This window comes from Bacillus mobilis (genome assembly GCF_001884045.1).
GTDB lineage: Bacteria > Bacillota > Bacilli > Bacillales > Bacillaceae_G > Bacillus_A > Bacillus_A mobilis.
The window spans coordinates 1-26,950 of sequence record NZ_MACF01000151.1; the positions used below are offsets into that span (position 1 = coordinate 1).

The window sequence follows — 26,950 nt, forward strand, 5'->3', positions numbered from 1 at the left end:
TAGCGGGCGTGTGATGCTTGGTGAATTTTTAATTCGCCCACTTCGACCATACCTTCTTCAGGCATGTATTCGTTGAGTGCACACAAATTCACGTATCGTCAACGATTAATGGATGTATAATCAAACGTGGACACAAAATTGGCAACATACCGTTTATATATTCATAATTTTATCGAGTTTTTCAGATACCGATTTTTGCATGTCAGGAAGAACATGGCTGTACGTATTAAGTGTAGTTTCGATATCAGAATGACCAAGACGATCAGCAATCAATTTGACGTTAATATTTTGTTGTATCAACATCGTTGCATGTGTATGACGTAGGTCATGGAAACGTATCTTAGGAAGCCCGAGTTTTTCCGTTAGATTATAGAATTCCTTGCGTAAATTGCGAGGAATCATTGGTTTACCTGTACGTGTGCAAATCACCAAATCATTATCTTCGTAATCTTTACCGTGAAATAAACGTTCTTCAAGAACCGTTTTGCGATATTTCTTTAGTTCATTGACGAGTTTGTCTGGTATGTGAATTGATCGTACACTTGATGCGTTTTTTGCACCGATTTTTATTTCGGCAGCTTGGGTTAAAGTTTGTTTTATGTAAATGATATTCCTTTCGAAATCAATATCCTTCCAACGTAATCCCATTATTTCACCTTGACGCATACCAGTAAGAAGAGACATTGCAAATGCGATATAGCAGCGGGTAAGTCGTTTAATGTTCTTTGATTCGGTTAAGAAGTAATTTACTTGATCAAGTGCCCATACGTTCATTTCTTTACGTTGTCGTTTCGGTAATGTCGTGCCGATTGAAGGGTTATTTTTAATTAATTTCATTGTTTTAGCTTTCTTTAATGATGAGCTTACTATTCGAAATACTAAATGAATAGTGTGAGATGAGTAAGCTGCTTCATTTACTAGGTTGTTTACAAATTTTTGAATATGAATAGGCTCAATTTTTTGTAATTGAAAATGTCCAAGTCTTGGTTTTATGACGTTCTCACAGTAGATGGAGTGAATTTCATAGGTTGACTTCTGGAGATAAATACGTCTTTCTTCAAACCATTCATCTAAATATTTAGAATAGGGCATTTGTGTTAAGTCGAGAAACTCGTTATTTATCATTTCAGATTGAATTTTAATTAGTGCATTTTCTGCTTCCTTTTCAGTTTTAAATCCACGTCTTTTTATTTGTCTTCTCTTTCCTGTAAATGGATCCTTACCTAAATCGAAAGAAAAATACCAAGTATCTCTTTTTTTATCTTTTAATACGCTACCTTTCATAATTAAAACCTCCAATAGGTTCTAACGATTGAAATAATAGCTTCCATAACTTGTATTTTAATGCTTAGAATCTTTTTTGTATAGGTATAAGTAATAGGATAGAAAACTAGTAAAGAAATATATGGTAATATTTATAGTGGGATAATAAAATGATAACTGTATATAAAATCATTTTATACAAAGGGAGAGTGCATTGGGATGAGTGTTAAACTAAACTTTGCATTATGCGGAACAGATATTGTATACATAGAGGACAGATTATATAAAAATGTGAAATACAGGTGTCCACACTGTCATGAAGACGTCATATTTAAAAAGGGTAATGAAAGAGAACATCACTTTAGTCATAAGCCTGGTAGTAATTGTACTGTCTCTCGTGAAACCCTCTTACATTTCGAGGCAAAGCATTATCTTGTCAATAAGGTAAATAAAGAAGAAGACATAAAGCTTATAATTGATTTAAGTTATTTTAAAAAGAATTACAAAGAATTTTTAAAGGCTATTAATATAGATTCTTACGAGATATCATTATTAGATATATTGAAGTTTTACAAAAAGAGGTCTGCTGAAAGTGAGCAATGGGTAGGGGATTCTATAGCCGATGTTGTAGTGAAAGGCGAATACGACGATGCTCAACCATTTGTAATAGAGGTTTATGTAACACATGCAAACGAAGATGAGAAAGTTCGATATTTCGACGAAGAGGATATACCGTTTTTAGAAGTAGTTCCTATTAGAAAAAACAGTGGATTTATGTTCGAGGTATCTGATGCTTCTATTTCTAAGTATATTGATTATATATCGTCAAAAATTTCTTCGTCTGCAGCTGATATTAGTTATGATATCTTTAAAGATGAATTGATGGATATAGCTAGAGAAGACTTAACAGATGAAATATTGCTTCATTATAAAAATCAAGCAATACACGAGGTAGAGGATGCAATTAAAAACCTAAATTATAGATACTATATTAATGGAGACATTTATAAAAAAATGAACAGCGTTGAAGCTAAGTCGTATATGAGTAAGGAATCTAGTCGTGAGGAACTACTTGATATATCTTATAAGAACTCCTCACAATCTAAAGATAAATACTTGATGGTAAATGACCGTTACTTCTTATCTAACGAACAAAATTTATTATATTCATTAATATACGAAATACAGGAACATTACCAGGTTGAAGCTATTGTAGGCGGTTGGGAACATACCAAAAAGAAAAAAGTAATAGGTTTTAATATATTAATGCCTAATAGTAAAATTGTAGTAGAAGAAATGAATAGAATATTAAATGATATGTTATCTACAATTAAAAGAGACTGGATAAACAATTGATTTTATGCATCTGATGAAGTTACATATGTAATATAGGAAACTCGACTAATTTCTGCTCAAAGGAGTGGTTTTATTGTTGGATATTAGTAAATTTGATAGTAATCTTAAAGAAACCCTGGTAAGTAATTCATTATTACCACTTAATTCAAATTCACTATGGTGCTGGTTTGATATTAGTTATAAATACAATGAGAATGAAAAGCCTACAAGTGATCTACCGCTAAGAAGAAAAATTGATGAATTTGTTCCTAAAAATAAGCGGGGGTTATATGTGATAGTTGATCCTATTACTGAAGAAGTTTTATATATAGGTGAAGGCTGGATACGTAATAGACTACATGAACATATTAAAAAATTATATGAAGAAAAACCAAGGCCAAGAAATGAATTTTTTAAATCAATTCAAGGCGACATTCGTATATATTGGACTGAATGCATGGGCTATCATAGAAGAATCGCAATTGAAGGCGCTCTGCAATGTGTGCTCAAACCTCGTTACAGAAGAGATGACTATTAAATAAAAACTATATTTTATACAAAGGAAGGGGGAAACTAGATGAATAGTGAAGATCAAGAAAAAGAAAAGTCTCAACCTTCAGCAGATAATAATTTCCCTTTACAAATATTCAACACTTTAGGGTTAATAGGCGAACATCTTTCAGAATTCAAAAACCAACTGGAAAGCACTATAGAAAATGTAATTAAGCTTATACAAAACAATGATTGGCAAGAAATTGAAACTTCTTGGAGAAAAGCTGCTGAATCATTAGGACGTAAAGGCTGGACACTACCATTATTAATGGATGTCAGTGATAATATTGAATTATCTCAAATTAATGACACGAAAAAACTAAACGAATTAATTGTTAAATTTCATTCAATTGAGAATGAATTTAAAGTTATGAAGAGAGATATTCTTGATCATAAACTTATAAAACAATGGAAGAATTTACTTGAACAGTGTTTCGAGAATTATGAAAAGGAGAATTACTTGATTGTAATTCCCAGTTTATTTATTGTTATTGAAAGTTTGACACAGGTTCTTATTTCACCAAGATATCAAAAATATATTAATCCTAATAAGGATCGAAAACCGTCTATAAGAGTTCAATATAACGCAGTAAAACAAGAAATTGAGAATGATAGAACGTATATAATTATCTATGTATCTGTATTAGAATTTTTAAGAAGTGTATTTAAAGCGGGGAATTTTGATTCAAACCCGAATCGGTTGCCAATTATCAACAGAGATTGGGTGTTACATGGCCGCGACTATCCGAATAACTGGACTCAGGTAGATGCATTACGATTATTCAATGCGATACATACAATCATACAACTAGATTTCTTACTGGAAGATTTAGATACAGAAAAGATTGATGATAAAGAGCTAGTTAAATAAAAGTTTAATTTTATATAAGAGGTGAATCACCATGAGAAAAGAAAACAAAGATGAAATACAAGAAATAAAAGAATTTATTCAGTTCAGACTCACAGCAATAGAAATGAAGTTGTCTAACCAAGAAGCTTTACGCTTAGAAGACAAGCTTATCCCTGGTATTAATCCAGCAGCTCTTGAAAATAGTATTAAAGTATTAGAGGTAAAAAGAATAAAAATGCAGGAAGCTTTAAGATCCTTACAGTAAAATCCAATTGCATATAATAAGGAGCGATATCATGAATTTCATTCTGTGGATGTTTGACATAGGGAAAAAGGTGAGAATAAGTAAACAAGCAATGTTTGCAGATGAAGAGCTAAGAGGTAAAAGTGGAATAGTTATAGATAGAAAGAGTGAAGAGGAAAATAGGCTACAAAAATATACAGTAGACTTTGGAGAATTAGGTATCTTTAAAGACTTACCAGCAATTGTTTTTGATAGAAGATTGAGAAATAAAATTACTTGAGACAATACTGAAATCAATATTTGAATCGAATAAGAGTTTTATATAAAGAATAGGGTACAGTTGAATGAAAGCAATTTTTAACATTTTAACCGTTTTAGTTTTTGGTGTAATATTCACGTCACTTTTAGCTCTTATTGCGCTACCTTTTATAGCAAAGAAGAAGAATTGGAAAAAGCTTAATATATTTTAAAACCGTGGTGTATTAAATATTAAAACTGAATAATAAGGGCTTTGTATGAGGAGAGATATGATGAGTGTGAACTTAAATATTAAAAATGTCAGTGTGGAGATGGATAAAAAAGGTGTTTTTTGGAACGCAGGCGACATTGCTAAGATGAAGGTAATTACAACATCAAAACAATCCCTTGAACTTGATGTATTAATCCAATTTAAAAAGGGCTCTAAAGGAACTATTAGGATGAATGAAGTTAGGTCAACTGACGGAAATTGCCCTCTATGTGGAAGGAAATCAGAAGACTGCTTAGAAGACCGTTCAAAATACTGTAAGGGACTTAGTGACTTACAAAACAAAATGTTGATTTTACAACAAGTATACGATTGGATTAAAAAATACTCAATCTATCGTCTTCACTTTTTAACTTACGAGTACGATAAATTTGAAGTAGTAGAGTAAAATTCTCATTTTAAGCAGGAGTGTTTTGATGCAGTTAGAAAACATTTTGTCGTGACGTTTCAACTGACGTGAGAAGCGATTAAAAAGGAAATATGGGAAACAAGCGCTATAGCCTTACAAAATAAAATAACAGCTAAGTTATTGGATAAAAACATTACATATGTAGAAATGGTAGGAGCTATTATTTTCACCCATCACGTTCGTGCAGCAATATAGGTGAAGATGTTTTAACTAAATTCAATATCATTCTTCAAAATGACGGTGAGAAATATTTAGAGGATATATCTATTCATGTGAAAATTCCAAGAGAAGGTGGGGTTATTGTGATGGACCACGTTCGCAGCGTTACGGTATTGAAGCATTGTGTACCTCTTTCCCGAATACAGTGCTCTTAAACATCAGCAGAATATAGAAGCCTTTGGTAAAGAATTAAGGGGTGCTTTTGAACCGAAAGCTTGAGGGGAAGTATTGAATTGGGAGTATACGATAGATGCTAAAAATCTCCCAAAATCCATTAATGAGAAGTATACAACGTAAAGTTACCTAGCGATAGCTTTTTTGTTGTAGAGAAAAGTACGGCTAAGGTGAACGATCGTTATGATAAAATGATTATATAGTGATAATTTGATTACAAAAGGAGAATATGAATGTTACAGAACGACACAATTCTAACGTTACAGTACGAATGGGAAGAACAAATGATTGAAAATGAGGAATCTAATGAGGGATCTTTAAAGAAGGTACAGGGTTTAATCACAGCGATAAAATCGACGTATTATTTCTCCTCTTTGCTCACAATGTCGGAAACAGAATTCGACGAGTGGTTTGAAGAGAATAAATTACTTGTGCTGACGTATAATGCAAAAAGCGATTTACATAGTTTCGAAAAAAGCTTAGAGAACTATGTCCAAGTTCCATCTGTATCAGATGAAAACATTACATCGGGACTTCTCCATTTCGGATTCAATGGAGAGATTTTGGTTGCGATGTTGAAATGGATCCTAGAGAAAGGAGCTCCGGTTGTATTCCAGGAAGGGGTTAAAAAATTTTTAGAATGGTTTAGTTCTAAAGGTCAAACACAAGAGAATCAGGAATTAAGCACAGGGCCATCCAGTTTGGGAGGAAGAAATCAAGAATCGGATATGGATGTATTAAAAAAATTCGCTGACGAGAATCCTGAGTTTTTGATGGGAAATGTAGAAGCTTTCGGAAGCGTTAAAATAGGAATTGGCGATGTGTATATGCAATTTGGAGAACCAAAAACGGAATTGCAAAGATCACAAAAGAACTAAAAAAACAATACTTTAAAGATAAATCGATTAAGAAAGATCAATATTTTTTATCCTATACTGGCGATCCATTGTCACATATGGGGATTTACAATGTTATTAAAGAAGCAGGAGAAAGAGTTAAGATTGAAGGTGCGAGATGTAGTACGCATACGTTTCGACACTTTTTCGCAGCACAGTACATATTGAATGGGGTTGGTTAACTTACTTAAAGTAAGTTAATGAGACACTCAGAGTTATCTACAGTCATTGGAGGATTTTGAACTTATCAAAAGGGCGATGCCTTCAAGCCCATTAATGAATATGAGGAATTTTTAAACTCATTACTTGAATTGCTGTGAGCCTTCCCACTATAAACAAAACTCCTAACCTTATATTAGTGCTAGGAGTTTTGTTTATTTTTATATAAATAAAAATTTGTTTACTTCAATAAATTTGGTTTGTATTTAAGTATTTTCATGTCCTTGGATGGTAAATATCTAAATTGATGAAGTAACATGGACCAATCAAGTTCAGCCTGTCTATATTTACTATAATAATATTTCTTTTCTTTATGAATAGCTTCTTGTGTTTCATATGAACGTTTTATACTACATTGCTCTATAATTGAAAAATTTTCATATGTTTTTTTGTTTCGGAGTATATCTAATTGCTTCATAAATATGGATTTTACTTCTAAAAATGTATTGTTAACTAACTTGTTATTGTATTTTTCAAAAAGTACATACTGAATTTCATTTAATTCACATAATTCTTTTGTAACGTTATGATAATATCTTTGATTTTTAAAGCTTACACATATCTCATATGAAATTTCATTATCATATCGGACCAATTCAATAGATTCATTGATCTTTTTTCGACTCTCTTCAAAATTTGTATCTGATAAACAATGAACGAAAGTGTTGTTATGTTTTATTCCAGATACTACATCAATGCTACTTTTCTCTAAAATATCGACAAATATGTTTCCCTTTTCCTCATTTCCCTCTACAATATTTGTTCTAAATACAAACACATATTCAGTTAACAACGTGTCAGAATAATTTATATGTAGGAAATCATATCTAAAATCATTGCTGAGTTTTAATTGATTTTGATAATCCAAATCTCTATGTATAGGATACATTTTAATCCCTCATTTCGTATTTACTGCAACAAATTATAATCTATTATTTTGGAAAGAAATACAAGGAATTATTGGATGGAAATACGTTATTTTTAAGTACTAACAGATACTAGGATGCTTCCCTACGGCATGGATTGTAATAAGACGCTTGATATTGTTTTGTTTGATCATTATATAGACGCCTCAATGCTTCGAAAGGTAAACCGCTTTTATCGGAAAGTTGTCGCATGGGCATACCTCTTTTAAATTAGACTTAACTCACTTGGATATAAGAATACCTTCTGAGTAAAATTAAAAGTTGATAACGAAATGTAGTCAATTTGAGGGAGAATACACTCAAGATAAAATGTCGGCAGTAAGTAAATTGTTTCGCTGTTACATATCAACCGATGAATGGAACAATATTACTTTTAAACTTAAATAAATATCTTAGATGAAACCAGCTGATTTGAGTGTCATTAGTATGCTTCTATATAATGATATTTACAAGCTAATTAAAAATAAATATGTGAAACGAAAACTATCTTATTTTTTGAGATAGTTTTTTGTTTTATTTATTGACTCTAATTAGCAAAAAAGGAGAACGTTTAATGAAGAAAATACAATTGGTGAAAGATTTAGAGTTTAATAAGGAGTATGAAGAAATTTGTGGGAAAGTTAATTATGATAATTATACCTGTTTTGTTGAAAATTTAGATAGAGCAATTTATGAGCCAGAAGAAATAGTCAATGTTTCGGAGGTTAATTCAAGTATTATAGAAAATGTTGTAAATGAATATCGGGAGTTATTGATCAAGAGAAAAATGAATCCAACAGACAAACAGATTGAATTTGCTCGAACTACTGCAAAGATACTTTTAGGTGAATTAAAGGACTATAAGACTATTCCAGTCATTCCAGCTCCTTGCGGATTCGGTAAGAGTACAATAACATATGTTTTTATTAAAGAAGTTTGTAAAGCTCTGAGAGAAGGATCAATTCAAGAAGGAATGATTATTGTAACCGATAAGTTGTCTGATTTGAAAAAAATACATGAAGAGTTAGAGAAGGAAATGGGATACTACAAAAATGAAATTATTAACGATAAAGAGCAGAAAGCTCCATTTACATACGTATTAGAAGGATGGACAGAAAAATCATATGAACAAGGAATTTGTAAAAATAAAAGAATGAAGGCTTATAAAGTTGGAATGTGTAATAAAGAGAATTGTCCATTTTTTAATGAATGTAAAATGTCTAATCAGAAAACAGAGCAAAAATCTTCTCCAATTTTGCTTATGACGAATGCTAGACTTGAAACGTTTGGTGAAAATCTAAATCAATACGAACATTATGAGAATAAGGATGGAGCGATTAAGTCACGGACGATGATAATCAATGATGAAAAGCCAGTGATGGTAGATAGTATGTCCATTTCAATGCAAATGATTAATAATATTGATAATGCTATTCGTGATATTTCAATTAATAATGAAAAGGGTAAAAGTGAAAAAAAGAAATTAGAAGAGAAATGGGATCAAATACGTACAATGCTAAAAAATAAATTAAATCGTTATTCTCAAAAATACGAAAGATTTTTAGTTTCCAATATTAATAATGAGCCTGTTCTACTGAACGATGAAGAGTTTAATTCATTGTGGAATAAATGTATGGGTAACAAATATAAAAACGAACTAAAACATATCCACAGAGCTTTGACTGTAGGGGGATTATTCTGCAAGACTAAGAAACAAGAATTTATTAATACAATTTCCATGAAAGATATAGTTAATAAGAATTTTAAAACTGTAATATTCGATGCTACAGCACTTATTGATCCAGATTATGCAAGTTCAGAAGGGAATGCGTATGAGGAAATAATACGTTTTATAAATATTGAAAATGCTAGAAGGTTCGATAATATCACTTTTAAATTTCATCAATCCCATAAGATCAATAAAACGCAATTTGGGAGTAAAAAATATCTTGCTGATGCTTGTGTGAAATTTACAGAAAATATGCCAAAGAATAAAGCTACTTATGTAGTTACCTACAGAGAAGTAGCTACAAAAATGTTGAAAGAATTAAAGGGTCGTAAGAATGTATTAATAAATGCTACAAATAAAGAAGAATTATTGAGAGCTACAAACAAAGTTGAAATTGTAGCAGATGAAGATACAATTTTTTATTTTGGAAACACAAAGGGAAGTAATAAAGCAAAAGATTGTGTTCAAATGGTGCAATTCGGATGGAATACTTTACCTGATTATGTTTATTCAACAAAATACCTTTGTACAGATTTCAACAAACAGAAAATGAAAGATATTCTTCAAGAATGTAGTAATCCTGAAGCTGCTGAAGTGTTTTCTGAATATCTGATGCATGGAGATAAATACAAATTTAAAAACAAAAGCCTTTATCTATATCAAAATTACTCAATGCTAACAGATTTTGTGCAAGAGGTTTTTAGAACTAAATTAAGAAATTATAGTTGTGATGAGAAAATAGAAATAAATTGTTTTCAAGCTGATAAAGTACTTATTGGTATGGTGGAACAACTCTTCCCTGGCTGTAAGATAGTGCTTAACGATGATGAATTGAATTGTTTTGTAGAAGAGAAGGTTGTAAGCCGAAGTAATGGAAAAGCAGCTATATTAAAGGGGTTCATTGACAAGTGGCCAATTGGACAAGAATTGACGACCAAAGAAATTTGTGAAGGTGCAGGATTAACAGCTAAAGAGTTTGATAACCTGAAAAGTAAAAATCCGTACTTTAAGGATTTATTTGAAAAATATAAGTTGAAACGAGGAATATATATTAAAACACAATAAGACTTATCCTACATTTCCTTATATAAATAATATAAGAGATTGTAGGATAAACTAAAATACATAATACAAGATTATAAATATTAACGACGTGAGGGGTTCGGGGTGGTGCGTCGAGGTTTTGCATTTTGGAGCGATAGCGGAAAAATGTAAAAGGTGGTGACAGCACCCTGAGGTTTTATCTGTTTACTTAATAATTAAGAAATTAGATCAGTAGTCAGTTAGTTATTTGGCTTAAAAGTGTAGTATTTGTTATCGGAAATAGTAGTTGAAACAGGTTAAAATCATTCAAAAGGGAGTAAAAAGTGGTGAAAACTGCTTCATAACTGGGTGATTTTAGCCTATTTTTGTTGATTTTTTACGATAGCATGTCGATAGCATATTTTAGAGAGAAAATTAAGTGGATGAAAGTGGTAAAAAGTAATGAACGGTGAGAAAGTCAATGTTAGCAAGTCTGAAATCGAAGAGTGAGTGTAGCTCTGGGAGTGTTCGGCCGCTTGCCTGTTATGTAACATATGTCGTTATTGTAAACTATCCCCCTGTTACATGTTTGGTAGGCCTATCAATTAATTAAATTACATATAAGTTGTATGTGTAGTGGTTATTATGCTTGTTACTTCTATTATATTTGACCGACATTATGGTTGCCTAACATGAGATTCTTTCTGTCTGTATATGTGATGTGGGGATTATTAATTTTTATAGAATTTGCAGCAAAGATTAAGCAAATAATTATATGGTTTGAAGTAGGGGAGAATTTAAATGATAAATAGCACGTCTATTTGAGGAATCTTACGACTCATAAAATTCTTATGCTCTCTTTGAAAGCCCTCTACTACTATTGGTTAGAATTGAGTCTAAAGATTATCAGCGACGTACATATGAGGAAATAATGTTGGGATAAAATTGGAGTTTTATTCAATGGTATTTACAAGGCTTCAGAAATGAAGAAAAGAGTCAATGTTACATTGGATAGATTGGCCAGATGGTCGAGTACTAATATAACTATTATACAAACATATTGTTTGCGTAGTAGTTGTTATTAAACAAATATACTTGTTGAGGTATTGGGTAGGCACATGAATGGTGCATTAGCTGGAGGACTTGGCACTCTAGTTATAGTCTGCCGGTGATATGTGCATGTATGTTTGACTATCTATGTCATCATGTCTTGCTACGTGTATGTGTGCATGTGAGAGAGCGTGTAGCAGCACACTCTCTTAGTTAGTCTATATCTTGTCTACGTGTAACATCTGCAAAGAACTGACGAAGGTGACAATGTCTAACGTTCTCTATCTCGTTAAATGAGATGTATAGATCTGTTGTTTGGCTATCTATTAAACATGTGAAGCCATGATTTTCTATACTTGTGATAGTGCCTTGACAAAAGAGTTCTTCATTTGTATCTTCAGCATAGACATAGCAAATGATAACTGTTACATAATCGTTTGTATTGTACTTGAATGATCCTCGTTATGCCTATATTTGACGTTCATGTTGCATTTCTCCTTTTAGTTTAACGTGTTTTATTTAGACATTATTTTCTTCTGTTCGCGTACTGCGCGTATCAATGTACTCTTACTGATACCTGTCATCTCTTCTACCTGCTTGTATGAGTTTGTCTCTAATAGCTTCAATGCATGAGTTATCTGCTTCTTACCATATTTCTTCGGCCGTCCTTCTCTGAAGTCTTCACGTTGCTTAGCTATAGCTTTGCCTTCTTGTGTCCTCTCAACGATCATGTCTCTCTCGAACTCAGCGAATGCACTCATCACGCTGAACACTAATCGACCAGTTGGTGTATCTTCGATTAAACCCATATTTAATATATGAACTTTAATACCTCTATCAAATAAACTACGCACGGTTTGAATTGCATCTACTGTTGATCTTGCAAAGCGGTCTAACTTTGTAACTACAAGTGTGTCACCTGTTTGTAGCATAGATAATAATTCTTGGAATTGTGGTCGGTTGGTTTTTGTTCCTGTGAATTTTTCAGAGTAAATAATAGAACAACTTTCTTTCTCTAACGTTTGTATTTGAGATTCTAAATCTTGATTGATTGTTGAAACTCTTGCATATCCATATTTCATTTTCAAAATCCCCTTTTAATACACTTATTTATGACACTAAGTTACGGCACTATTCTATGCATTGATTTTATCACCTTGATAAAATAGTGTCAAAACCTTTAAGTTTTGACACCTAAAGGGATAAAAAAACATACCATAAAAATGGTACGCCCTTCTATTAGTGATTTTATTTCTTTTGCATGCCTTCAATTTGATAAGTAGCAAAGCAACGACAATCTTCATCAAAAGGTGGGTGGTTCACACCTATTACAGCCTCTGAAACATTTGCAGTATATCCTTCAAATTCCGCACATTTAGAACGAACTCTTTCATCCTCCAGTGTATTTACCGTATATGACATTATAATACCTGCTGAATTTCCTTTTAATGCTTTATCAAGTTTGTCTTTTGCCATTTGGTACTTATCGTATGCCATTACATATCCCCTACTTTTCACTTATTTTTTTCAGCCTTAATAAATATTATAAACTTAATTTTTGTGATGCATAGTCTTTTAGAATCCACGCAAAACTCATCATTTCTAATTGGGATAGTTTCTTAACACAATAACAACGGATAGCGCTATTTTTTATCGTAAAAGTTCAATAAATAAAAGCTAGATTCCTTAACGATTTTCCGATTGAACCTTTTCAAGTTAAATCCCAATGTTTTTCTACTCTAATTAAGAATCAAAATAAGTAATTCCTCTTTACTTTTTTCAATCAATTAACAACCTACATCGCATCGTCTATTAAAGTAAATATGTTTTATTTTTTAGTGAATCTCCTTGTAGATGTAATCATTTCATACAAATATACAAACAATCATGAAAGAAGAAGGCGTATCATACATTAGTTTGTGTTTGGAAAACTTTATGAATAAAAAGTTTTCTAGTGCTTTGTTAGGTATTTGGGATCATACCATTTTAGATGAAACCACACGATTTGAGTGTCTGATAAGTATATGAGACAATATTGTGTAGCACGTCAGGAAAAGTTTCGTATGATTCTGATGTTACGCATAATAGTTACGTTTGGACTGATTACGGTGACATACAAGCTATGACATATCGTGAGTTAGCAGAAATCAAAAGGCGTCATCCGCGTTATCTAGATGAGGGGTGGTTATTCATTCTAGACGATGGTGTACGTGCTATTTTATGCGGTGACGACTCTATCTTTATCAAGCCAGAGGAGGTTAAAAAAATCTTTAATCTACCGACAAAAGAAATGATAGAAGAGATACGAAAACATAAGTACTCCGCATATGGAGTTTTAGCCCACAATGCATTTTTGAGATGTAAAAATGGACAAATCACTGATTTAGAAAAAATGAAAGCATTAGTCAATGAGTTTGGATATTATCTTGAAGATTTCCTAGAGTCCTAATATAAGGGCTCTTTTTATGAAATCATACGACTTGTTTCATATTCGAAAATTCATCAAGGATTTCATTGAATATTTTGTATAATGCTACTATTTTAGATGAATCTTTTTTTGCCCTTTCAATCAAAGAGTTCTAAGTAAGCTTAAAATAGCTGTATTAGTAGTATTATTATATAAATTCGAAAAATTAAGGATTGTATATCAGATTTTTAATATAATATATAAATGTGAATATAAATTGAATTTCAATGTAAGTTATACATAATTTTTAAAGTTATAGGAGTGTATTGATATGCAAAAGGTAATTTATTTTGATGAAGGATCTGCAACAGATATGTTGCAGATAGAATATGGTGGAGAACTTATTTCAGTTGATGAAGATAAAGGAACGGTACAGTTTGGTGGAAAAGCAGAAGCTGGAGTGGAGGTAGGTGCAGGTACTAATTTTTTTACGGCGATTAAGGCGGCTTTTACAACAAAAGTAAATGTGAATTCTTCATTCGCAAAGGATTCTTTGGTTACTAAAACAATTTCAAATACAATTTTAGCTGATTTTTATAATCTTAGTAGTAAATTAGAAAAGGAGAAAAAGATATATATCTTTAGAGATTTTCAAATTAAGCCCATCAAAAATTCTTTTTCATTCATAAAGATGTATACACCTTATATAAAAATTTTCAAGGAAGATTCGGCTCTTGTTGAGGGGATGAAAGACTTTGATGTTCAAAATTTTGATGAGATTCTAAAAAATGCAAGAGGATACTATGAGCTCCTTGCATATAAAAATAATGATCGTATAATATTAAGATTTAATATTAATGCTTTAAAAAATGCGTATAGTTTAATGGATTTACCTAAAATGAAATTAACCTATTACGCTGTGGAGGTAGGTGAAAGTGAAGAAGCAGATTTTATAATAGAAAATGAACTAAATGTGGAAACTGTTTCTGAGCGACCTTCGGTTAGTGAGTTGATGGGTGATAGTGATAGCCTTAAGCAAGAAGCAAATAGGGCCTTAAAAATGTATGATGTTATTTTAGCTGGAGTAGAGGTGAAAACTGATGGAAATTGAAATATTTAATGGGCCAAAAGGAGAATTTATAAAACAAGTGCCAACTGAAGGGAGTTTTACGCTTACTAATTTGGTTAGATTTATAGATTCAAAAGATCCAAATGGTTCTTCTTTGCAAGAACCTCCAAACAACTATGATACTTTAGTGATTCATTCGGATGAATATTCAGGTGTTGCTGACTTTTTTATTGAAGGTTTTTTAATTTATTGTATACATTTCTCTGGTAAATTTGGTTATACAAAAATATTATTAAATAATCCACCTGCTAAAATTTTGAATCAAATAGAATCTGCAAATTTAAAATCAGAAATCGAAATAATTAATTATGAATATCCTAGATTAGAGTTGGGAAATTTATCGGAAATAAAAAGTGATTTTGATAATGTTATATATGGTCAGACTAATGCTAAAGATGAACTGTTGAGAACGTTATATAGTCTGACAAATGATGGAGTTCATAAACCAACAGTTGTCATGCTATATGGTCCTTCTAGTGTAGGGAAAACAGAGACAGCAAAATTTGTGAATGACATTATAAATCCAAATCAAAAATTATTTAGAAAGCAGTTATCGATGTTTCATAATGAAAATTTTATGAATTATATTTTTGGCGATAAAAGTAATTCATTTGCCAAGGATTTGCTAGATAGGGAGACAAATGTTATTTTATTGGATGAATTTGATAAAGCGCACCCCATGTTTTATAGCGCATTTTATCAATTGTTTGATGAAGGAATATATACCGATAAATTTTATGAAGTAAATCTAGAAAATACCATTATTTTTTGTACTTCAAATTACCATAATGAAAAAGAAATAAAAGAAAAACTAGGTGATCCTATTTTTTCTCGTTTTAATCATTTTATTAAATATATTGAATTATCTAATGAAGCTAAGGAAGCAATCATAGAAACGGTATATGATGAAGAATTATTAAAATTCAATGATGAAGATAAGGAAATAATTAAGGGATGGGACATAAAGAGTCGACTTAAAGGGAATATACCTTCTCTAAATAACGCAAGGGAAATTAGAAAAATTATGATTCAGATGATGACGTATCCACTTATTGATAAGCTATAGTTATGCCAATTTTTGATTTTAAACATAGTATAAATTTTAGAAGAAGTAAGCATAGGAAAATATAATCAAGAGTGAATTTTTTATTATAGGGAAAGAGCAGCAATAAGCTGTTCTTCTTTATTTGTATATTTTATAGCTTTTAAGAATAAAAAAATGTGAGAAATGGGACTTAGTTTCTATCATGTGAAAAACCTTAAATAGTAATATAATAAAAAATATTGAGGATGATTATTGTATGTTTCTTAATAAAATAAAAAGTTTAAAGATGGAGTATCAAGAATTGAAAGAATTGTACAGTGAAATACAAGATAGCGAGAAAATACTAAAAACAGAAGTAGAACGTTTGCTAGAGATTGAGGCAAATAATGAATTTGTTGAATCTGTGTTAAAAAAAGGAAATTTAATTGATGGAGTTGAATTCAATAAGAGTTCTGTGAAATATTATGTTTGTGTTTCTATGGATAGTAAGAGCGTTACTTTATCTTTGCAGAATAAAAGAACAGGACATCCATATCCAAGATTATATGCGAAATTCTATCAAGATATTCAGAATCCTTTTAATGTAGCATGCCATATCGTCGATGTATTCGCAGTAGAAGAAGATGTTGGTAATGGTTCAATACTGATACAGTATTTAATTAAATGGGCAAAAAAAATGGATGCATGTCAAGTAAATGGAATGCTCTCATGTGTAGATATAGAAAAGTTTGATAAGCTAGAGCGATTTTATAAAAAGAATGGTTTCACTGTTAATTTTAATAAAAACAGAACAAGTGGAAGTATAAAATTAAACTTTTAATGAGTTTTATTCATTAAAACTATTTTGGGTATGTTTTTGATAGAAGAGATATAATTTAGTGAGTAACATAGCAATATAAATATGATCACTAATACGAGCTTTGGCTCGTATTTTTTATTGCGTGCCTAACCAAGCTGTTCACTGTTTAGTGATGAAAATCCAGTTTAGGTAAGAATGTTAAATTAACAGATGATAAAAAGGATGAAATGAGTAGTATTTTAAAAGATATATGATGACTTTGATGAAATAAGTAAATAAATAAATTTATCCGTGTTAATAGAACCAAACAGTTTATGAGAAAGGAGAGAAAATAACCTCAATATTTAACCAGAAGGACTCCGTACAGTATACTTTTGTGTCGTTGGTTCAATTTGTAATACATTTATGTACATGTTGTGTACCATTCCGTCACGATAATATGAAATCAAAATTCGTTCGCTATGATGATCCACCGATTCGTATAATTTCTGTTTACTATACACGAACTTAAGTTCTTTGGAAAAGGATAAAATAGCCTCGTTTTTACAAATCTACATCTAAAAATCATTTTATGTTTTCTCTTAATCTGTTTAATTCTTTATTTCACATTCTGTTCGTTTATTACGATTAATAAATATGTTAAAATAAAACATGGAAACTCACGTATAAATAAGAGAGGATTTAAAATGGCGCAAAAAACATTTAACTTAACATCTTTAACACATGCAAATAATGACTTTTCACCTGAGATACTTAAAGATTATTTAACTAAATTAGAAGGAGAAATTACACCTTCCGAGGTGAATGATTTATCTTCACTTGTTGAAAAGATAAAATCAATCACACGTAATAAAATGATTTTTTGCTATTATTATGTAGGTTTCAAGATAAAACAAATAGGAAAAGAGTTTGATTTATTACGCCTAGGTTCAAATTATCATATTAATATAGAATTGAAGAGAGAACATACAGGTGAAGCGATTCAAAAACAACTTATAAAAAATAAATACTATCTTAATTCTTTAGGGTCAGAAGTGTTTTATTTCACATATGTCGCTGATGAAGAGAAACTTTATTATCTAGAAGATGATGATTCTATTACCGAAGTGGATATAAAATTTTTAATTGATAAGATTAGGGATCAGGACATACTAGAGATCGAAGATTTAAATAGCTTATTTGATCCAACCATTTTTTTAGTTTCACCTTTTAATTCAACCGAAAAATTTATAAAAAATGAATATTTTTTAACTAATCATCAAAGTTCCATCAAAGAGCAATTACAATCACTTAGTTTGTCTTCTCAAAATAAATTATTTTCTATTGAGGGTGCTGCGGGTACGGGAAAAACGCTTCTTGTATATGACATTGTAAAACACTATAGGAATGAAGGTAAGAAGGTAACTGTATTACACTGTGGTAATTTAAATGACGGACATAACGAGTTAATCAATAAGCATGGGTGGAGAATATTTCCCGTAAAAAAATACAAAGATTTATTATCCGAACAACTGGATGTAATTTTGATTGATGAAGCACAAAGGATTAGAAAATACCAATTAGAAGAAATAATTGAATATGCAACTGAACATCAGAGTACTTGTATATTTTCATTAGATCCTAAACAATGTCTTAGTGAAATTGAAATTGAAAATAAAATTCATGAATATTTAAATCCGATTGTTAATAAACCGTTTAAACTAACACAAAAAATAAGAACAAACCCCGAAATAAGCTCATTTGTAAAGAATCTATTTAGTCGTTCCAATCGAACTGCCAAACAGAAATATAAAAATGTCGAGTTACAATATTTTTCTAATATTGATGAAGCAAGAAGCTTCATTAAAATGCTGGAAGTTCGTGGATGGACAGCTATCGATTATACTGTCTCGCGTTATCAGGAGAGCTCACTTGATAATATGAATGTTTTGGCCAATGATAATGCGCATTCTGTAATAGGTCAAGAGTTTGATAATGTTGTTTCAGTAATAGGTAATACATTTTGCTATAATCCAGATGGAAAATTAGTAGGGGATAAAAACGCTTATTATCATCCAACACAAATGTTATTTCAAATATTAACTAGAACCAGAAAAAAATTGTATTTAATAATTGTGGATAATGAAGAAATCATAAAAGAATGTTTAAAAATAATAGGATAGTCGGAGACTGAAATTGCTACTCCCTACTTAAGTAGGGAGATTTTTATTTATGAGAGACATTTATAAATCATCATTGAACGTTGTCGCTAGGATTAAAATATCATTCTGGAGTACAATTAATAATAGCTTTTTCTGACAAGTAGTTAACCTCTTTAAAATAACCGCATTTCAATAGCATTTTTAGATGTTGTAGGTATTGCTTTGTAATATGGAACTATACCCTTGAAATAATTGGTAAATGGTATCAATGTAAGTGTAACATATAAATAATTGAATATATTTTAGGTTTAGCATATACTGTAAATGTATTTTTTCTATATTATTTGTAAGCTAATCACTTTGAATAGATTAATGTGACAATTGATAAAAGGAGCAATTGAAAATGGGATTTAGAGATTTTATGTATAATGTACAAAATTCAAAGTTAGGATGTAAAATCACAGAAGCAAAAGATGCAGTAAGATACAGCAAGGTAGGATGGGCGGTAAGTGACGCAAAAGACAAAATAGCAGATGTTACATACACAACAAGAGAAGCTATTAATCAAAAGAAATATGAGCGAGAAATGAGAGACAGAAATATAGAAAAAGAATTTTTAATCCCATTAGCAACTGGACCAGTCATAACTAAAGCTCGGACTAATCTAGAGCCAGGTGTAGGTGCTCCGATATACTGCGATTTAGGGTTTAATACAATGGAACATTCAGGTATTTATGTTGGAAATAACGAAGTTGTTCACTTGAATGGTAACGGTCAGATTGAAAAAGTAAGCTTGGATGGATTCACAAGCAACGTAACATCTGTACTCAAAGCCATAAGGATTCCGTTTGATAAAGAGTTTGGTATGCCGATTTCTTTTGAATCTTCTTATCAAAGGGCATTAGACAGTATCGGAAGATCAAGAGAATATAATTTAGTGTTCGATAATTGTCATCAGTTTACAAGTGGCTGCTTAACTGGTGATTTTGAGTCGTGTGATAACTTTCTTACTTATCTTAAATGGTCTACTGAGAAATCCTATGGAGGAAATATTAGATGGGTAGATTGGAAGTGGAAATAATACTTGAGAAGAGGTTAGTGTAAACTACTCTTTTTTCTAACAATTATAAGATCGTACGAAATACCAATTTTACGAACAATAAGGTGTAATATATAAAACATTGAAAAATACATGATAAAACCATTATTAAATGGTTGCATAATTAACAATGTACTTTATCTATTTAAAATCATTAAACATAGAATTTTAAAAAATAGTAAGCATATCTATTTATAAATGACATGCTTACTATTAATATTATTTTTGATCCAAAATGAAATTTGTTGCAGGATCTACTAAATTCGTTCCTAGTTTTACAAACATATTTCCAGTAGCAATAACTTCTTCGCTATTATCTGGTATACCACGTATTAAAAATTCTTTACTTTTCACAAGTAGACCTAGACCTTCTACAAGTTTTTGATGGTTTTCCTTTAAGTCACTAGGTATTTTGTCTTCAGGGTATGTTTTAATGTTTGTATTTGCACTTTCGACCGCACTGTAGCCTTTGTTCATCTCATCTTTCCAGACTTGAGTTTTTGAAACCTGATTATCTTGTTTGTTTGCATCTAATTGATTTTGAAGATGCTTCAAAGCATCGTATAAGCGTTTTAATTCCCTGTTCATATCTTTAAGATACTGTGTTCTCATATCAACAACTGGTGCAATCGGTTCTTTTGTTGTATTGTTTTCCCTAATCACTTCTTTACTTTCGGTTGTTTTATCATCATTTTCACTTGCTTTTTCACTTTCAGTAGAGCTACATCCAGTGAATGACATCAAGACAACTAATAGTAAGAAAGTCCACTTTTTCCCCATAGTATTCCCTCATTTCTAATTATGTATCTTTCTAATTTTAACATTTAGAATATTATTATGTCAGATTTTATTTGTTAAGTACATTTCAAAAACAAATGACTTGAGGCACTTTGTATCATTAGATTTTAAGTATGTATTTCTTGTAACTCAATAGCACTAATGTAAATTTGATTGTGTCATATTATTTAGAGGAGACGTATAGAATATTCTTTGAACTATAAGTCTATTAATTAAATTATTAAAATTATATTATGTATATATGTCTGGGGAAAAATTGAGTGAATTTAACCTGCGCTTTACAGCTCCTTAAAAATATTTTGATATGCTAAAAGTGATATGAAAATATTCAAAAAGGAGTTGAAGCTATGGTACATGAACAATCTGATTTATACGAAATATCTATGTCTGGATACGAGAAACTAAAATGGTATCCCGTCAGCGTGAAGCGAGGGAAGAAAACATTTAATTTTGAAGTGTATGAATCATGCTGTGTAATCTCAGTTTTTTACATTGATGAATTAGGTAGGAAACGTGCTATAGTAAGTATAGAAGAGTTAGAAATGTTGTTAGTAATTGAAGAAGATAAAAGGAAGTTTCGTAACTTTATAGGAGATACAGAGTGGATATTGTTAGACGGCGTGTGTGCCGATAGAGGAATGAAGAAAGAAGAAGTAGCTGCTTATTTATATTTAAAATCCAATGTATTAGATGCAATGGAAAGTAAATTAGATGTACGAGTATAAAAAGGAATGTGAGTAATACATGGAGAGATTGAATACATATATTACTCATTAATTAATATTGAAATCTATCTTTTATTTTCTGTTTCTAGCAATAATTGAGTAATTGCTGCTTGGATTCCGGCTGCATTATTGATAGGGAATTCTGGTCCTGGACGTAAACCTTTGCCATAGCGGTGAATATTGAGTCTTATACACGGACTTTTAGTAAACCCATTTTTAATATGAGTAATTCGCACACTTTCTTGATCTTTTACAGTTTCGACTTCAATATAATCTTGACCAGATGAATCAGGTTTTATGCTAAACTTCATTTCAATCACACCTTTATTGTATTTTTCTATTATTATACGATGATGATGTTTGATAAGAAAAAAAACTAACCAACATGTTGCTAGAACAACAAGTTAACCAGTCTTTACAAGTAAGTCCTACAACTAGAACATCCGAAGTAAACAACTTGATCCTAAATATTAACAACTAATTAAGTAACTGTAATTCTGGAAGAGATTGCGCCAACAGTCTCTTCTGGATGTTACTTGGTTATAGTATAACATATATAAGAATTCCTGTTTTATCTAAAAATGTAGGTTGTAAAAATATAGTTTTTTACTGTATAATTTCATTTATCACGCAAAATACTTAGTATTATTGGAGTGTTGTTTTTATGAGTTGTTTAAATTTAAAAGAAGGTAGTTATGCAGTTGTTATTGATAATTCGGTATGCAGTTATCAAATTGGAGAAATAATTAGATTTGTTGATCAAGAATACGATGTTGATGGCAAAGAAACCGATTTCTACTACACATTTATAAATAAAAACAATGTAAGAGAGCAATTGACTCGTGATGAATTTAAGCCAGTTAAAATTAGAAAAATAAACCCAAAACGAATTAAGTTTTAATTATTATATGGGTGCGTGATACCATTAGAGCATAAATTAATATGCAGAAGTACCTATGAGAACGGAAGAGGTACTAACTTTACTATATCCAGACCTTGTTGCCTTATGTAACGAGGTCTTTGTCTGTTTAAAGGATGTTTGTTGACAACGAAAAGGACCTATAGAAATTGTTAGGGCCTTTTCAAACTTTACTTACATATTATAAAGATGGATATCTGCTCAATGAGCACATTACAGTTACTCATATCGATTTACATACAAAGGTTGTAAAATGTACAGATGCTTTCAGATCAATGTGCAAATTCAATCTAAATGACATAATTGACGCGAAATAATCAATTTTCCTAAAAGTGCCCTTCATTTAAGTTAGTGTTTTACTGGTTTAAATGGAGGCTATTATTTGAATGAAATCAGAATTTTATCTAAATAGTACAATTTGGTATAATTGAGTCAATATTACAGTTAGGAGTGATTAAATGAACCAGGAGACTTACATAAACGAAAAAGGTAGGATTGTTTCAGGGCGAGCAGCCACTAGTCATCACATAACTAACATGGGTTTAAAAGGATATATTGAAAAGTATCATCCTGAGATAGTTGAGCAAATTACAGAAGTGGCTGTAAGAGAAGCTGCTATCGAAGCAGTATATGAAAAAGAAATTTCAATTGTCTTCAACCTATATAGAAGCATATCGAAGAATCATGGTGATATTAAGTTTAGTATGAATGAAGAATATATATTTGATTACGATTTAATTAAACGTGTATTAGACCATTTTAATGTTTGTTATTGGGAAGATGGAGAATTGCGCAATCCAATTGTATTAGGAGTATGGTAAGAATCTACAAAATGTAGGTTCTTTTTTTGTTGAAATATCATTCGGCTATTTTGTAAAACTGAGGGATATAATCAAATTAGAATATAGAATTATAAGATAATGGGGGAGTTCTATGGATCTGAAAGAGTTTGCAATCAGGAACAAAATGTGGATATTGGGGATTGTCGGTTTGTTAATAATCGGATACTTCTTTTTCGACAGAACTAGTGGAGTAACAAAAGAACAATATCAAGAACTGATTCAGCACATTATCAGAATAAATGATCCTAGGCTTTCAGAAGAAGATGCACAACATTTGATTACAAATAAAAGAAAGTATTAGATAAATATATAGTCATTAAAAATCAAACTCTGTTAACGCAGGGTTTTTATTTTATGTTCAAAAACGTCATTCTCAATTTGCTCATCTGTTTAAATGGTGTATATAATAGAATATCGCTAGGGGGGATAGCTAGATAAATGGAGAGATTTCATTAAATTATTTTAACGAATTAATAGGTAGAAGTAAAAGTATGTTCATATGTGGGAACGGATTTAGCATGAATTTCGATAGTGATTTTGGAAACATATACGATTGTTTATATGATGGACATAAAGGGTTGTTGATGAATTCTGAATATAAGGTGAATGCAAAGAATAGAGCTTTTATTAAAATGTTTAATGACAATTATAAAAATGTAGTAAGGCACTTGAAGTATATAAGTAAAGAACAATTTTATAAAATATTTGATGATGCTTATATTTTTGCAAATTCTATTAAGGATAATGATAGATTAATCAGTGATCTAGATGAAAATGGATTAATTACAAAGTTAGTTTTTTCAGTAAGTCAGAAAACTATCTTAGAACAAATATGTGCAGTTGGTAAAGATAAGGGTTTATCGTATGTAAATATTGAGCACTGGACTATTTTAATCTATTTTTATTTTGCAATCCAAAGAATTAATCACTCATATTATAAATTCCCAGAAGATAATTCCTTTATTGAAGTTATTAAAGTAGGAAATAAATATTCTGCATCTATAACATCAAGGGATTATGGGGAAGAAGATGTATTATTTAATGGATTTTCTACATATTTACGAATGCTGTTTTCTATTGTTATATTTGCGAAAGGGAAAGCTGTAGATATAAGTAAGTTAAATAAAATAAATCAAATAGATTTAAAAAAGCTAAAAGAGTTTTTGAGGAATTTTAATATTTTAGCATCATTGAACTATGATCATTTAATGGAGAAAATAACTGAAAGAGAAGTAGAGCATTTTCACGGAGAATTTGTTAAGAATAAAAAAGAATATGTATACCATCAAAGCTTTGGATTACATTATACAAATGGATATGCTAGTTTTTCTGATGTGTTAATTGGCGATTATTTTTTATTTAAATCCGTTTTTCCAGTAATATGGAACTTAGCGAGCAAGAAAACTCATACAGGCAAAAATATTGAAGTGTTTGGTCAGAGGAGTGAAAGGATTATTAAAGGAAATAGTATTAATGCGATTGTTATATTTGGTATGAATATAGAGAATGATCAACATGTACTTAGGAATATAATGTCTTCTTTTTATTTTGCTGAAATTCAAAATTCGAATATTGTATATTGTTATTTTAATGCTCAGGAAAGAGATGATTTTGAAAAACAATATGATGCTGTTATTACCTTTGATGAAGAGCTAAGTAGATATGCAAGAAATATAGAAGTGAACTACATTAAGACACAAGATATTTTAAATGCATATTTTTATAAAAGTGAGATAGTTGAAGAATTATTAAATTAATGTACCCATCAACGAGTGTTTATTTACATATTGATGATTTAACAGGTAAAGAAAGAATTGAGTTTGAAAACATGGTTCAGGATTATAAGCCAGTTGATAAGCGTAAATACCAATAAAAAGGAGCAAATATTATGTCATATAATAAAGGTTGGACAGACACTGTTTGTGACACTTGTGGTAAGCCAATGAAGATCGGAGAATATCAATTAAACGTTTGTGCAAGTTGTCGTGGGGAACTTGACGAAATATTCAAAGTCAAACACGAGAGGGTTCCAATAAACCAGAAAGATATCGATAGACATAACGATAGACTTAAAATGCTTAAAGATCAATCTAACAATAGAGCGTATTTAGAGGAGTTTGTTATTCCAGTTTTTAAAAAACTAGGATTTAAGCGTGAATATGTAGATAGCAACAGGTGTGATGAGTTACCAGATAATCATTTTATCACTAATTTTATGGAAGAAACAAATGAACTTCGAGTATGGATAGCAAGAAAAAGACCATTATTTATCAAGCGAGAAACACTAAATCGGTTAGGTATTGAAAAAATGAAAGAATTCATATTAAATATCCTTCCTTATATAGACTATGAAAATACTATTATTCAGTATGATATACTTCTTTCTCTAAACGAAAGCGAGCATTTTGAGTGGGATCAAGAAATAATACATGTATGTTCTAAAAATAAATTAGAGGATATTGTTAAACAATTTTTAAACTCAATTAGAGATGATAAATTGAAATTATTTTTAGATGTAGAATATAAATCTAATGATAAAAGAAAGTATTACTATAATCCAAATTATATGTTAAACGCTATATTTGCAGATATAACATATAAGAATATCATAGACGATAAGTTTGTTATGTTTGAAATCCGCAGAGGTAAAAATCTGTATTCTTGGTAAAGTTAATCAAAGAGAGAGTGTGGTAAAACTGCTCTTTTTCTAATGAGGATAAGTTAGTACGAAATCCTGATTTTATGAACAATAAGAGGCAGCTAAAAAAATCAACAAAATTAAATAAAACTTATTGTTATAGGTGTAATATTATGTTTTAAAGTTCTATAAGTATTCTTATTTATTAATACAAGAATCTGTTAGAGTAAATTAATGATAAACGATATCTAAAAACCACTCAAACTATTAGGTGGTTTTTTTTGGTGCTTTTTGCATTGTTCTTCTAATAGAAGGAAGTGGTCAGATTTTCGATTGATCAGTAATGTAAAATTGTATAAAATAAGTGGTTTTAGTATCCATATGCTTTTAGTGACCACAAAAATAGACACGCAAGTGTGGCCAAAATAAAAAAGCGCTATTAACAAGCGCTCAGTAAAATATAGTTATATGGAAGCATTTATCCAATGTTAGAACCAAAAATTTGAGTATTGTATGGTCACAAACGTGGTCACAATTGTGGACACCTAATTGTTTTTTAACCCGTCATTGTCTTTTTGTATTATTCTATTCAATCCCGTTCAGATCATAAGAATACTGCTGCTTATTCTCAATCCGTTCAATCACATCTTGCAATTCATCTGGCTTCAGAAACTCAATGGGAGAGAATCCTTTTTCAAATGTAAGTGTGTCTGCTTCGATCATTAATACGTATCGGTCATTTACCTTTGCGATATGTATTTGATCCCCGAAGTCAGCAAGCAGGGCCTTCACAGAGATATGATCTGCTTTTAACTTTAATTCCACTTCAGGAGCATGCTCGACGATTTGAGCGGTAGCTTCCATTACTTCTTCGGTTGAAAATTGTTCCATAATTTCGCGTTTCGGACTGGCAGCCCATACTTCCATTGCTTGGTCGAATTGTTCGCGTTCTTCCGTACCTTCTTCAAATACATCTTCAATTTGGTCATATACCATGTCCATTACTTGTGTTTT

General features: G+C 30.7%; 29 protein-coding genes and 2 pseudogenes. 22 read left to right on the forward strand and 9 right to left on the reverse strand.

All coding sequences use genetic code 11. The features are described 5' to 3' along the window. Together BAQ44_RS29065 and BAQ44_RS29070 are read right to left on the reverse strand one after the other, a co-directional pair. Positions 1–68, reverse strand: a pseudogene (locus tag BAQ44_RS29065) (DUF3900 domain-containing protein); the annotation flags it as partial. A gap of 85 nt (positions 69–153) precedes the next feature. Next, positions 154–1,284, reverse strand: a complete 1,131-nt coding sequence (locus BAQ44_RS29070) for a site-specific integrase (protein ID WP_071725266.1) — start codon at positions 1,282–1,284, stop codon at positions 154–156. Positions 1,285–1,482: 198 nt separating this feature from the next. On the opposite strand from BAQ44_RS29070, the gene BAQ44_RS29075 reads away from it, so the two are divergent. The 8 genes from BAQ44_RS29075 (at position 1,483) to BAQ44_RS31520 (ending at position 6,650) form a co-directional block, all read left to right on the forward strand. Then, entirely contained in the window at positions 1,483–2,619 is a 1,137-nt protein-coding gene (locus tag BAQ44_RS29075; RefSeq protein WP_071725268.1) for a competence protein CoiA family protein, read from the forward strand. 64 nt (positions 2,620–2,683) lie between these two features. Next, on the forward strand, positions 2,684–3,136 hold the full coding sequence (locus tag BAQ44_RS29080) for a hypothetical protein (RefSeq protein ID WP_249024767.1): 453 nt from the start codon (positions 2,684–2,686) through the stop codon (positions 3,134–3,136). 39 nt (positions 3,137–3,175) lie between these two features. Further along, positions 3,176–4,021, forward strand: a complete 846-nt coding sequence (locus tag BAQ44_RS29085; protein ID WP_071725272.1) for a hypothetical protein — start codon at positions 3,176–3,178, stop codon at positions 4,019–4,021. A gap of 31 nt (positions 4,022–4,052) precedes the next feature. Continuing rightward, positions 4,053–4,265, forward strand: coding sequence for a hypothetical protein (locus tag BAQ44_RS29090; protein ID WP_071725274.1), 213 nt, complete (start codon positions 4,053–4,055; stop codon positions 4,263–4,265). Between the two features lie 31 nt (positions 4,266–4,296). Further along, positions 4,297–4,524, forward strand: a complete 228-nt coding sequence (locus BAQ44_RS29095; RefSeq protein ID WP_071725276.1) for a hypothetical protein — start codon at positions 4,297–4,299, stop codon at positions 4,522–4,524. Positions 4,525–4,771: 247 nt separating this feature from the next. Beyond that, positions 4,772–5,158, forward strand: coding sequence for a hypothetical protein (locus BAQ44_RS29100; protein ID WP_249024768.1), 387 nt, complete (start codon positions 4,772–4,774; stop codon positions 5,156–5,158). A 647-nt stretch (positions 5,159–5,805) separates the two neighbouring features. Next, positions 5,806–6,450, forward strand: a complete 645-nt coding sequence (locus BAQ44_RS29105) for a hypothetical protein (protein WP_071725278.1) — start codon at positions 5,806–5,808, stop codon at positions 6,448–6,450. 26 nt (positions 6,451–6,476) lie between these two features. Beyond that, positions 6,477–6,650: a tyrosine-type recombinase/integrase gene (locus BAQ44_RS31520; protein ID WP_249024769.1), complete on the forward strand. Its 174-nt coding sequence runs from the start codon at positions 6,477–6,479 to the stop codon at positions 6,648–6,650. A 218-nt stretch (positions 6,651–6,868) separates the two neighbouring features. Here the strand turns inward: BAQ44_RS31520 and BAQ44_RS29115 are convergent, their stop codons facing one another. Further along, a complete protein-coding gene (locus BAQ44_RS29115) occupies positions 6,869–7,576 on the reverse strand; it encodes a hypothetical protein (RefSeq protein WP_071725280.1) in 708 nt (235 codons plus the stop codon). Between the two features lie 590 nt (positions 7,577–8,166). Here BAQ44_RS29115 and BAQ44_RS29120 point away from each other — a divergent pair. Then, positions 8,167–10,386 carry a hypothetical protein gene (locus BAQ44_RS29120; RefSeq protein ID WP_071725282.1) on the forward strand — a complete coding sequence of 740 codons (2,220 nt, stop codon included), beginning with the start codon at positions 8,167–8,169 and terminating at the stop codon, positions 10,384–10,386. Between the two features lie 1,523 nt (positions 10,387–11,909). Here BAQ44_RS29120 and BAQ44_RS29125 read toward each other — a convergent pair. Together BAQ44_RS29125 and BAQ44_RS29130 are read right to left on the reverse strand one after the other, a co-directional pair. Then, the gene (locus BAQ44_RS29125) at positions 11,910–12,476 is read right to left on the reverse strand and encodes a recombinase family protein (RefSeq protein ID WP_071725284.1); all 567 of its coding nucleotides are present in this window, start codon (positions 12,474–12,476) and stop codon (positions 11,910–11,912) included. 166 nt (positions 12,477–12,642) lie between these two features. Further along, positions 12,643–12,891 (reverse strand): phage minor head protein, encoded by a 249-nt coding sequence (locus BAQ44_RS29130; protein WP_071725285.1) that lies wholly within the window; start codon positions 12,889–12,891, stop codon positions 12,643–12,645. Positions 12,892–13,429: 538 nt separating this feature from the next. On the opposite strand from BAQ44_RS29130, the gene BAQ44_RS29135 reads away from it, so the two are divergent. From BAQ44_RS29135 to BAQ44_RS29150, 4 genes are all read left to right on the forward strand, one after another. Further along, positions 13,430–13,843, forward strand: coding sequence for a hypothetical protein (locus BAQ44_RS29135; protein ID WP_071725288.1), 414 nt, complete (start codon positions 13,430–13,432; stop codon positions 13,841–13,843). 289 nt (positions 13,844–14,132) lie between these two features. Continuing rightward, a complete protein-coding gene (locus BAQ44_RS29140; protein WP_071725290.1) occupies positions 14,133–14,912 on the forward strand; it encodes a DUF6414 family protein in 780 nt (259 codons plus the stop codon). Further along, the gene (locus tag BAQ44_RS29145) at positions 14,902–15,996 is read left to right on the forward strand and encodes an AAA family ATPase (protein WP_071725292.1); all 1,095 of its coding nucleotides are present in this window, start codon (positions 14,902–14,904) and stop codon (positions 15,994–15,996) included. The genes BAQ44_RS29140 and BAQ44_RS29145 overlap by 11 nt, the downstream gene beginning before the upstream one ends. Positions 15,997–16,231: 235 nt before the next feature. Further along, a complete protein-coding gene (locus BAQ44_RS29150) occupies positions 16,232–16,795 on the forward strand; it encodes an N-acetyltransferase (RefSeq protein ID WP_071725294.1) in 564 nt (187 codons plus the stop codon). 291 nt (positions 16,796–17,086) lie between these two features. Here BAQ44_RS29150 and BAQ44_RS30715 read toward each other — a convergent pair. Then, positions 17,087–17,241, reverse strand: a pseudogene (locus BAQ44_RS30715) (YolD-like family protein); the annotation flags it as partial. 219 nt (positions 17,242–17,460) lie between these two features. Here BAQ44_RS30715 and BAQ44_RS29155 point away from each other — a divergent pair. Further along, on the forward strand, positions 17,461–18,936 hold the full coding sequence (locus BAQ44_RS29155; protein ID WP_071725296.1) for a DNA/RNA helicase domain-containing protein: 1,476 nt from the start codon (positions 17,461–17,463) through the stop codon (positions 18,934–18,936). A 382-nt stretch (positions 18,937–19,318) separates the two neighbouring features. Continuing rightward, positions 19,319–19,996: a lecithin retinol acyltransferase family protein gene (locus BAQ44_RS31305; protein WP_211274106.1), complete on the forward strand. Its 678-nt coding sequence runs from the start codon at positions 19,319–19,321 to the stop codon at positions 19,994–19,996. Positions 19,997–20,233: 237 nt separating this feature from the next. Here the strand turns inward: BAQ44_RS31305 and BAQ44_RS29165 are convergent, their stop codons facing one another. Beyond that, positions 20,234–20,794: a hypothetical protein gene (locus BAQ44_RS29165; protein ID WP_071725298.1), complete on the reverse strand. Its 561-nt coding sequence runs from the start codon at positions 20,792–20,794 to the stop codon at positions 20,234–20,236. A gap of 365 nt (positions 20,795–21,159) precedes the next feature. Here BAQ44_RS29165 and BAQ44_RS29170 point away from each other — a divergent pair, with 365 nt between their 5' ends. Further along, entirely contained in the window at positions 21,160–21,537 is a 378-nt protein-coding gene (locus tag BAQ44_RS29170; RefSeq protein WP_071725300.1) for a hypothetical protein, read from the forward strand. 65 nt (positions 21,538–21,602) lie between these two features. On the opposite strand, the gene BAQ44_RS29175 is transcribed toward BAQ44_RS29170, so the two are convergent. Continuing rightward, entirely contained in the window at positions 21,603–21,848 is a 246-nt protein-coding gene (locus tag BAQ44_RS29175) for a hypothetical protein (RefSeq protein ID WP_071725302.1), read from the reverse strand. A gap of 353 nt (positions 21,849–22,201) precedes the next feature. Between BAQ44_RS29175 and BAQ44_RS29180 the strand changes: the two genes are divergently transcribed. The 6 genes from BAQ44_RS29180 (at position 22,202) to BAQ44_RS29205 (ending at position 25,966) form a co-directional block, all read left to right on the forward strand. Beyond that, entirely contained in the window at positions 22,202–22,438 is a 237-nt protein-coding gene (locus tag BAQ44_RS29180; RefSeq protein WP_071725304.1) for a hypothetical protein, read from the forward strand. A gap of 167 nt (positions 22,439–22,605) precedes the next feature. Continuing rightward, entirely contained in the window at positions 22,606–22,773 is a 168-nt protein-coding gene (locus tag BAQ44_RS31895) for a YolD-like family protein (protein ID WP_084669682.1), read from the forward strand. A gap of 141 nt (positions 22,774–22,914) precedes the next feature. Continuing rightward, the gene (locus BAQ44_RS29190) at positions 22,915–23,277 is read left to right on the forward strand and encodes a hypothetical protein (protein WP_071725306.1); all 363 of its coding nucleotides are present in this window, start codon (positions 22,915–22,917) and stop codon (positions 23,275–23,277) included. A gap of 112 nt (positions 23,278–23,389) precedes the next feature. Continuing rightward, entirely contained in the window at positions 23,390–23,599 is a 210-nt protein-coding gene (locus BAQ44_RS29195) for a hypothetical protein (RefSeq protein WP_071725308.1), read from the forward strand. A 217-nt stretch (positions 23,600–23,816) separates the two neighbouring features. Further along, on the forward strand, positions 23,817–25,055 hold the full coding sequence (locus tag BAQ44_RS29200) for a hypothetical protein (RefSeq protein ID WP_131801875.1): 1,239 nt from the start codon (positions 23,817–23,819) through the stop codon (positions 25,053–25,055). A 131-nt stretch (positions 25,056–25,186) separates the two neighbouring features. Further along, a complete protein-coding gene (locus BAQ44_RS29205) occupies positions 25,187–25,966 on the forward strand; it encodes a hypothetical protein (RefSeq protein WP_071725312.1) in 780 nt (259 codons plus the stop codon). A gap of 555 nt (positions 25,967–26,521) precedes the next feature. Here BAQ44_RS29205 and BAQ44_RS29210 read toward each other — a convergent pair. Then, the coding region (locus BAQ44_RS29210) for a DUF3900 domain-containing protein (RefSeq protein WP_116758434.1) at positions 26,522–26,950 on the reverse strand (429 nt) is incomplete at its 5' end.

Coding starts and splice junctions, on each gene's coding strand:
- BAQ44_RS29070 (WP_071725266.1), bottom strand. CDS start 1,284: ATGAAAGGTAGCGTATTAAAAGATAAAAAAAGAGATACTTGGTATTTT.
- BAQ44_RS29075 (WP_071725268.1), top strand. CDS start 1,483: ATGAGTGTTAAACTAAACTTTGCATTATGCGGAACAGATATTGTATAC.
- BAQ44_RS29085 (WP_071725272.1), top strand. CDS start 3,176: ATGAATAGTGAAGATCAAGAAAAAGAAAAGTCTCAACCTTCAGCAGAT.
- BAQ44_RS29090 (WP_071725274.1), top strand. CDS start 4,053: ATGAGAAAAGAAAACAAAGATGAAATACAAGAAATAAAAGAATTTATT.
- BAQ44_RS29095 (WP_071725276.1), top strand. CDS start 4,297: ATGAATTTCATTCTGTGGATGTTTGACATAGGGAAAAAGGTGAGAATA.
- BAQ44_RS29100 (WP_249024768.1), top strand. CDS start 4,772: ATGATGAGTGTGAACTTAAATATTAAAAATGTCAGTGTGGAGATGGAT.
- BAQ44_RS29105 (WP_071725278.1), top strand. CDS start 5,806: ATGTTACAGAACGACACAATTCTAACGTTACAGTACGAATGGGAAGAA.
- BAQ44_RS29115 (WP_071725280.1), bottom strand. CDS start 7,576: ATGTATCCTATACATAGAGATTTGGATTATCAAAATCAATTAAAACTC.
- BAQ44_RS29120 (WP_071725282.1), top strand. CDS start 8,167: ATGAAGAAAATACAATTGGTGAAAGATTTAGAGTTTAATAAGGAGTAT.
- BAQ44_RS29125 (WP_071725284.1), bottom strand. CDS start 12,476: ATGAAATATGGATATGCAAGAGTTTCAACAATCAATCAAGATTTAGAA.
- BAQ44_RS29130 (WP_071725285.1), bottom strand. CDS start 12,891: ATGGCATACGATAAGTACCAAATGGCAAAAGACAAACTTGATAAAGCA.
- BAQ44_RS29140 (WP_071725290.1), top strand. CDS start 14,133: ATGCAAAAGGTAATTTATTTTGATGAAGGATCTGCAACAGATATGTTG.
- BAQ44_RS29145 (WP_071725292.1), top strand. CDS start 14,902: ATGGAAATTGAAATATTTAATGGGCCAAAAGGAGAATTTATAAAACAA.
- BAQ44_RS29150 (WP_071725294.1), top strand. CDS start 16,232: ATGTTTCTTAATAAAATAAAAAGTTTAAAGATGGAGTATCAAGAATTG.
- BAQ44_RS29155 (WP_071725296.1), top strand. CDS start 17,461: ATGGCGCAAAAAACATTTAACTTAACATCTTTAACACATGCAAATAAT.
- BAQ44_RS31305 (WP_211274106.1), top strand. CDS start 19,319: ATGGGATTTAGAGATTTTATGTATAATGTACAAAATTCAAAGTTAGGA.
- BAQ44_RS29165 (WP_071725298.1), bottom strand. CDS start 20,794: ATGGGGAAAAAGTGGACTTTCTTACTATTAGTTGTCTTGATGTCATTC.
- BAQ44_RS29170 (WP_071725300.1), top strand. CDS start 21,160: ATGGTACATGAACAATCTGATTTATACGAAATATCTATGTCTGGATAC.
- BAQ44_RS29175 (WP_071725302.1), bottom strand. CDS start 21,848: ATGAAGTTTAGCATAAAACCTGATTCATCTGGTCAAGATTATATTGAA.
- BAQ44_RS29180 (WP_071725304.1), top strand. CDS start 22,202: ATGAGTTGTTTAAATTTAAAAGAAGGTAGTTATGCAGTTGTTATTGAT.
- BAQ44_RS29190 (WP_071725306.1), top strand. CDS start 22,915: ATGAACCAGGAGACTTACATAAACGAAAAAGGTAGGATTGTTTCAGGG.
- BAQ44_RS29195 (WP_071725308.1), top strand. CDS start 23,390: ATGGATCTGAAAGAGTTTGCAATCAGGAACAAAATGTGGATATTGGGG.
- BAQ44_RS29200 (WP_131801875.1), top strand. CDS start 23,817: ATGAATTTCGATAGTGATTTTGGAAACATATACGATTGTTTATATGAT.
- BAQ44_RS29205 (WP_071725312.1), top strand. CDS start 25,187: ATGTCATATAATAAAGGTTGGACAGACACTGTTTGTGACACTTGTGGT.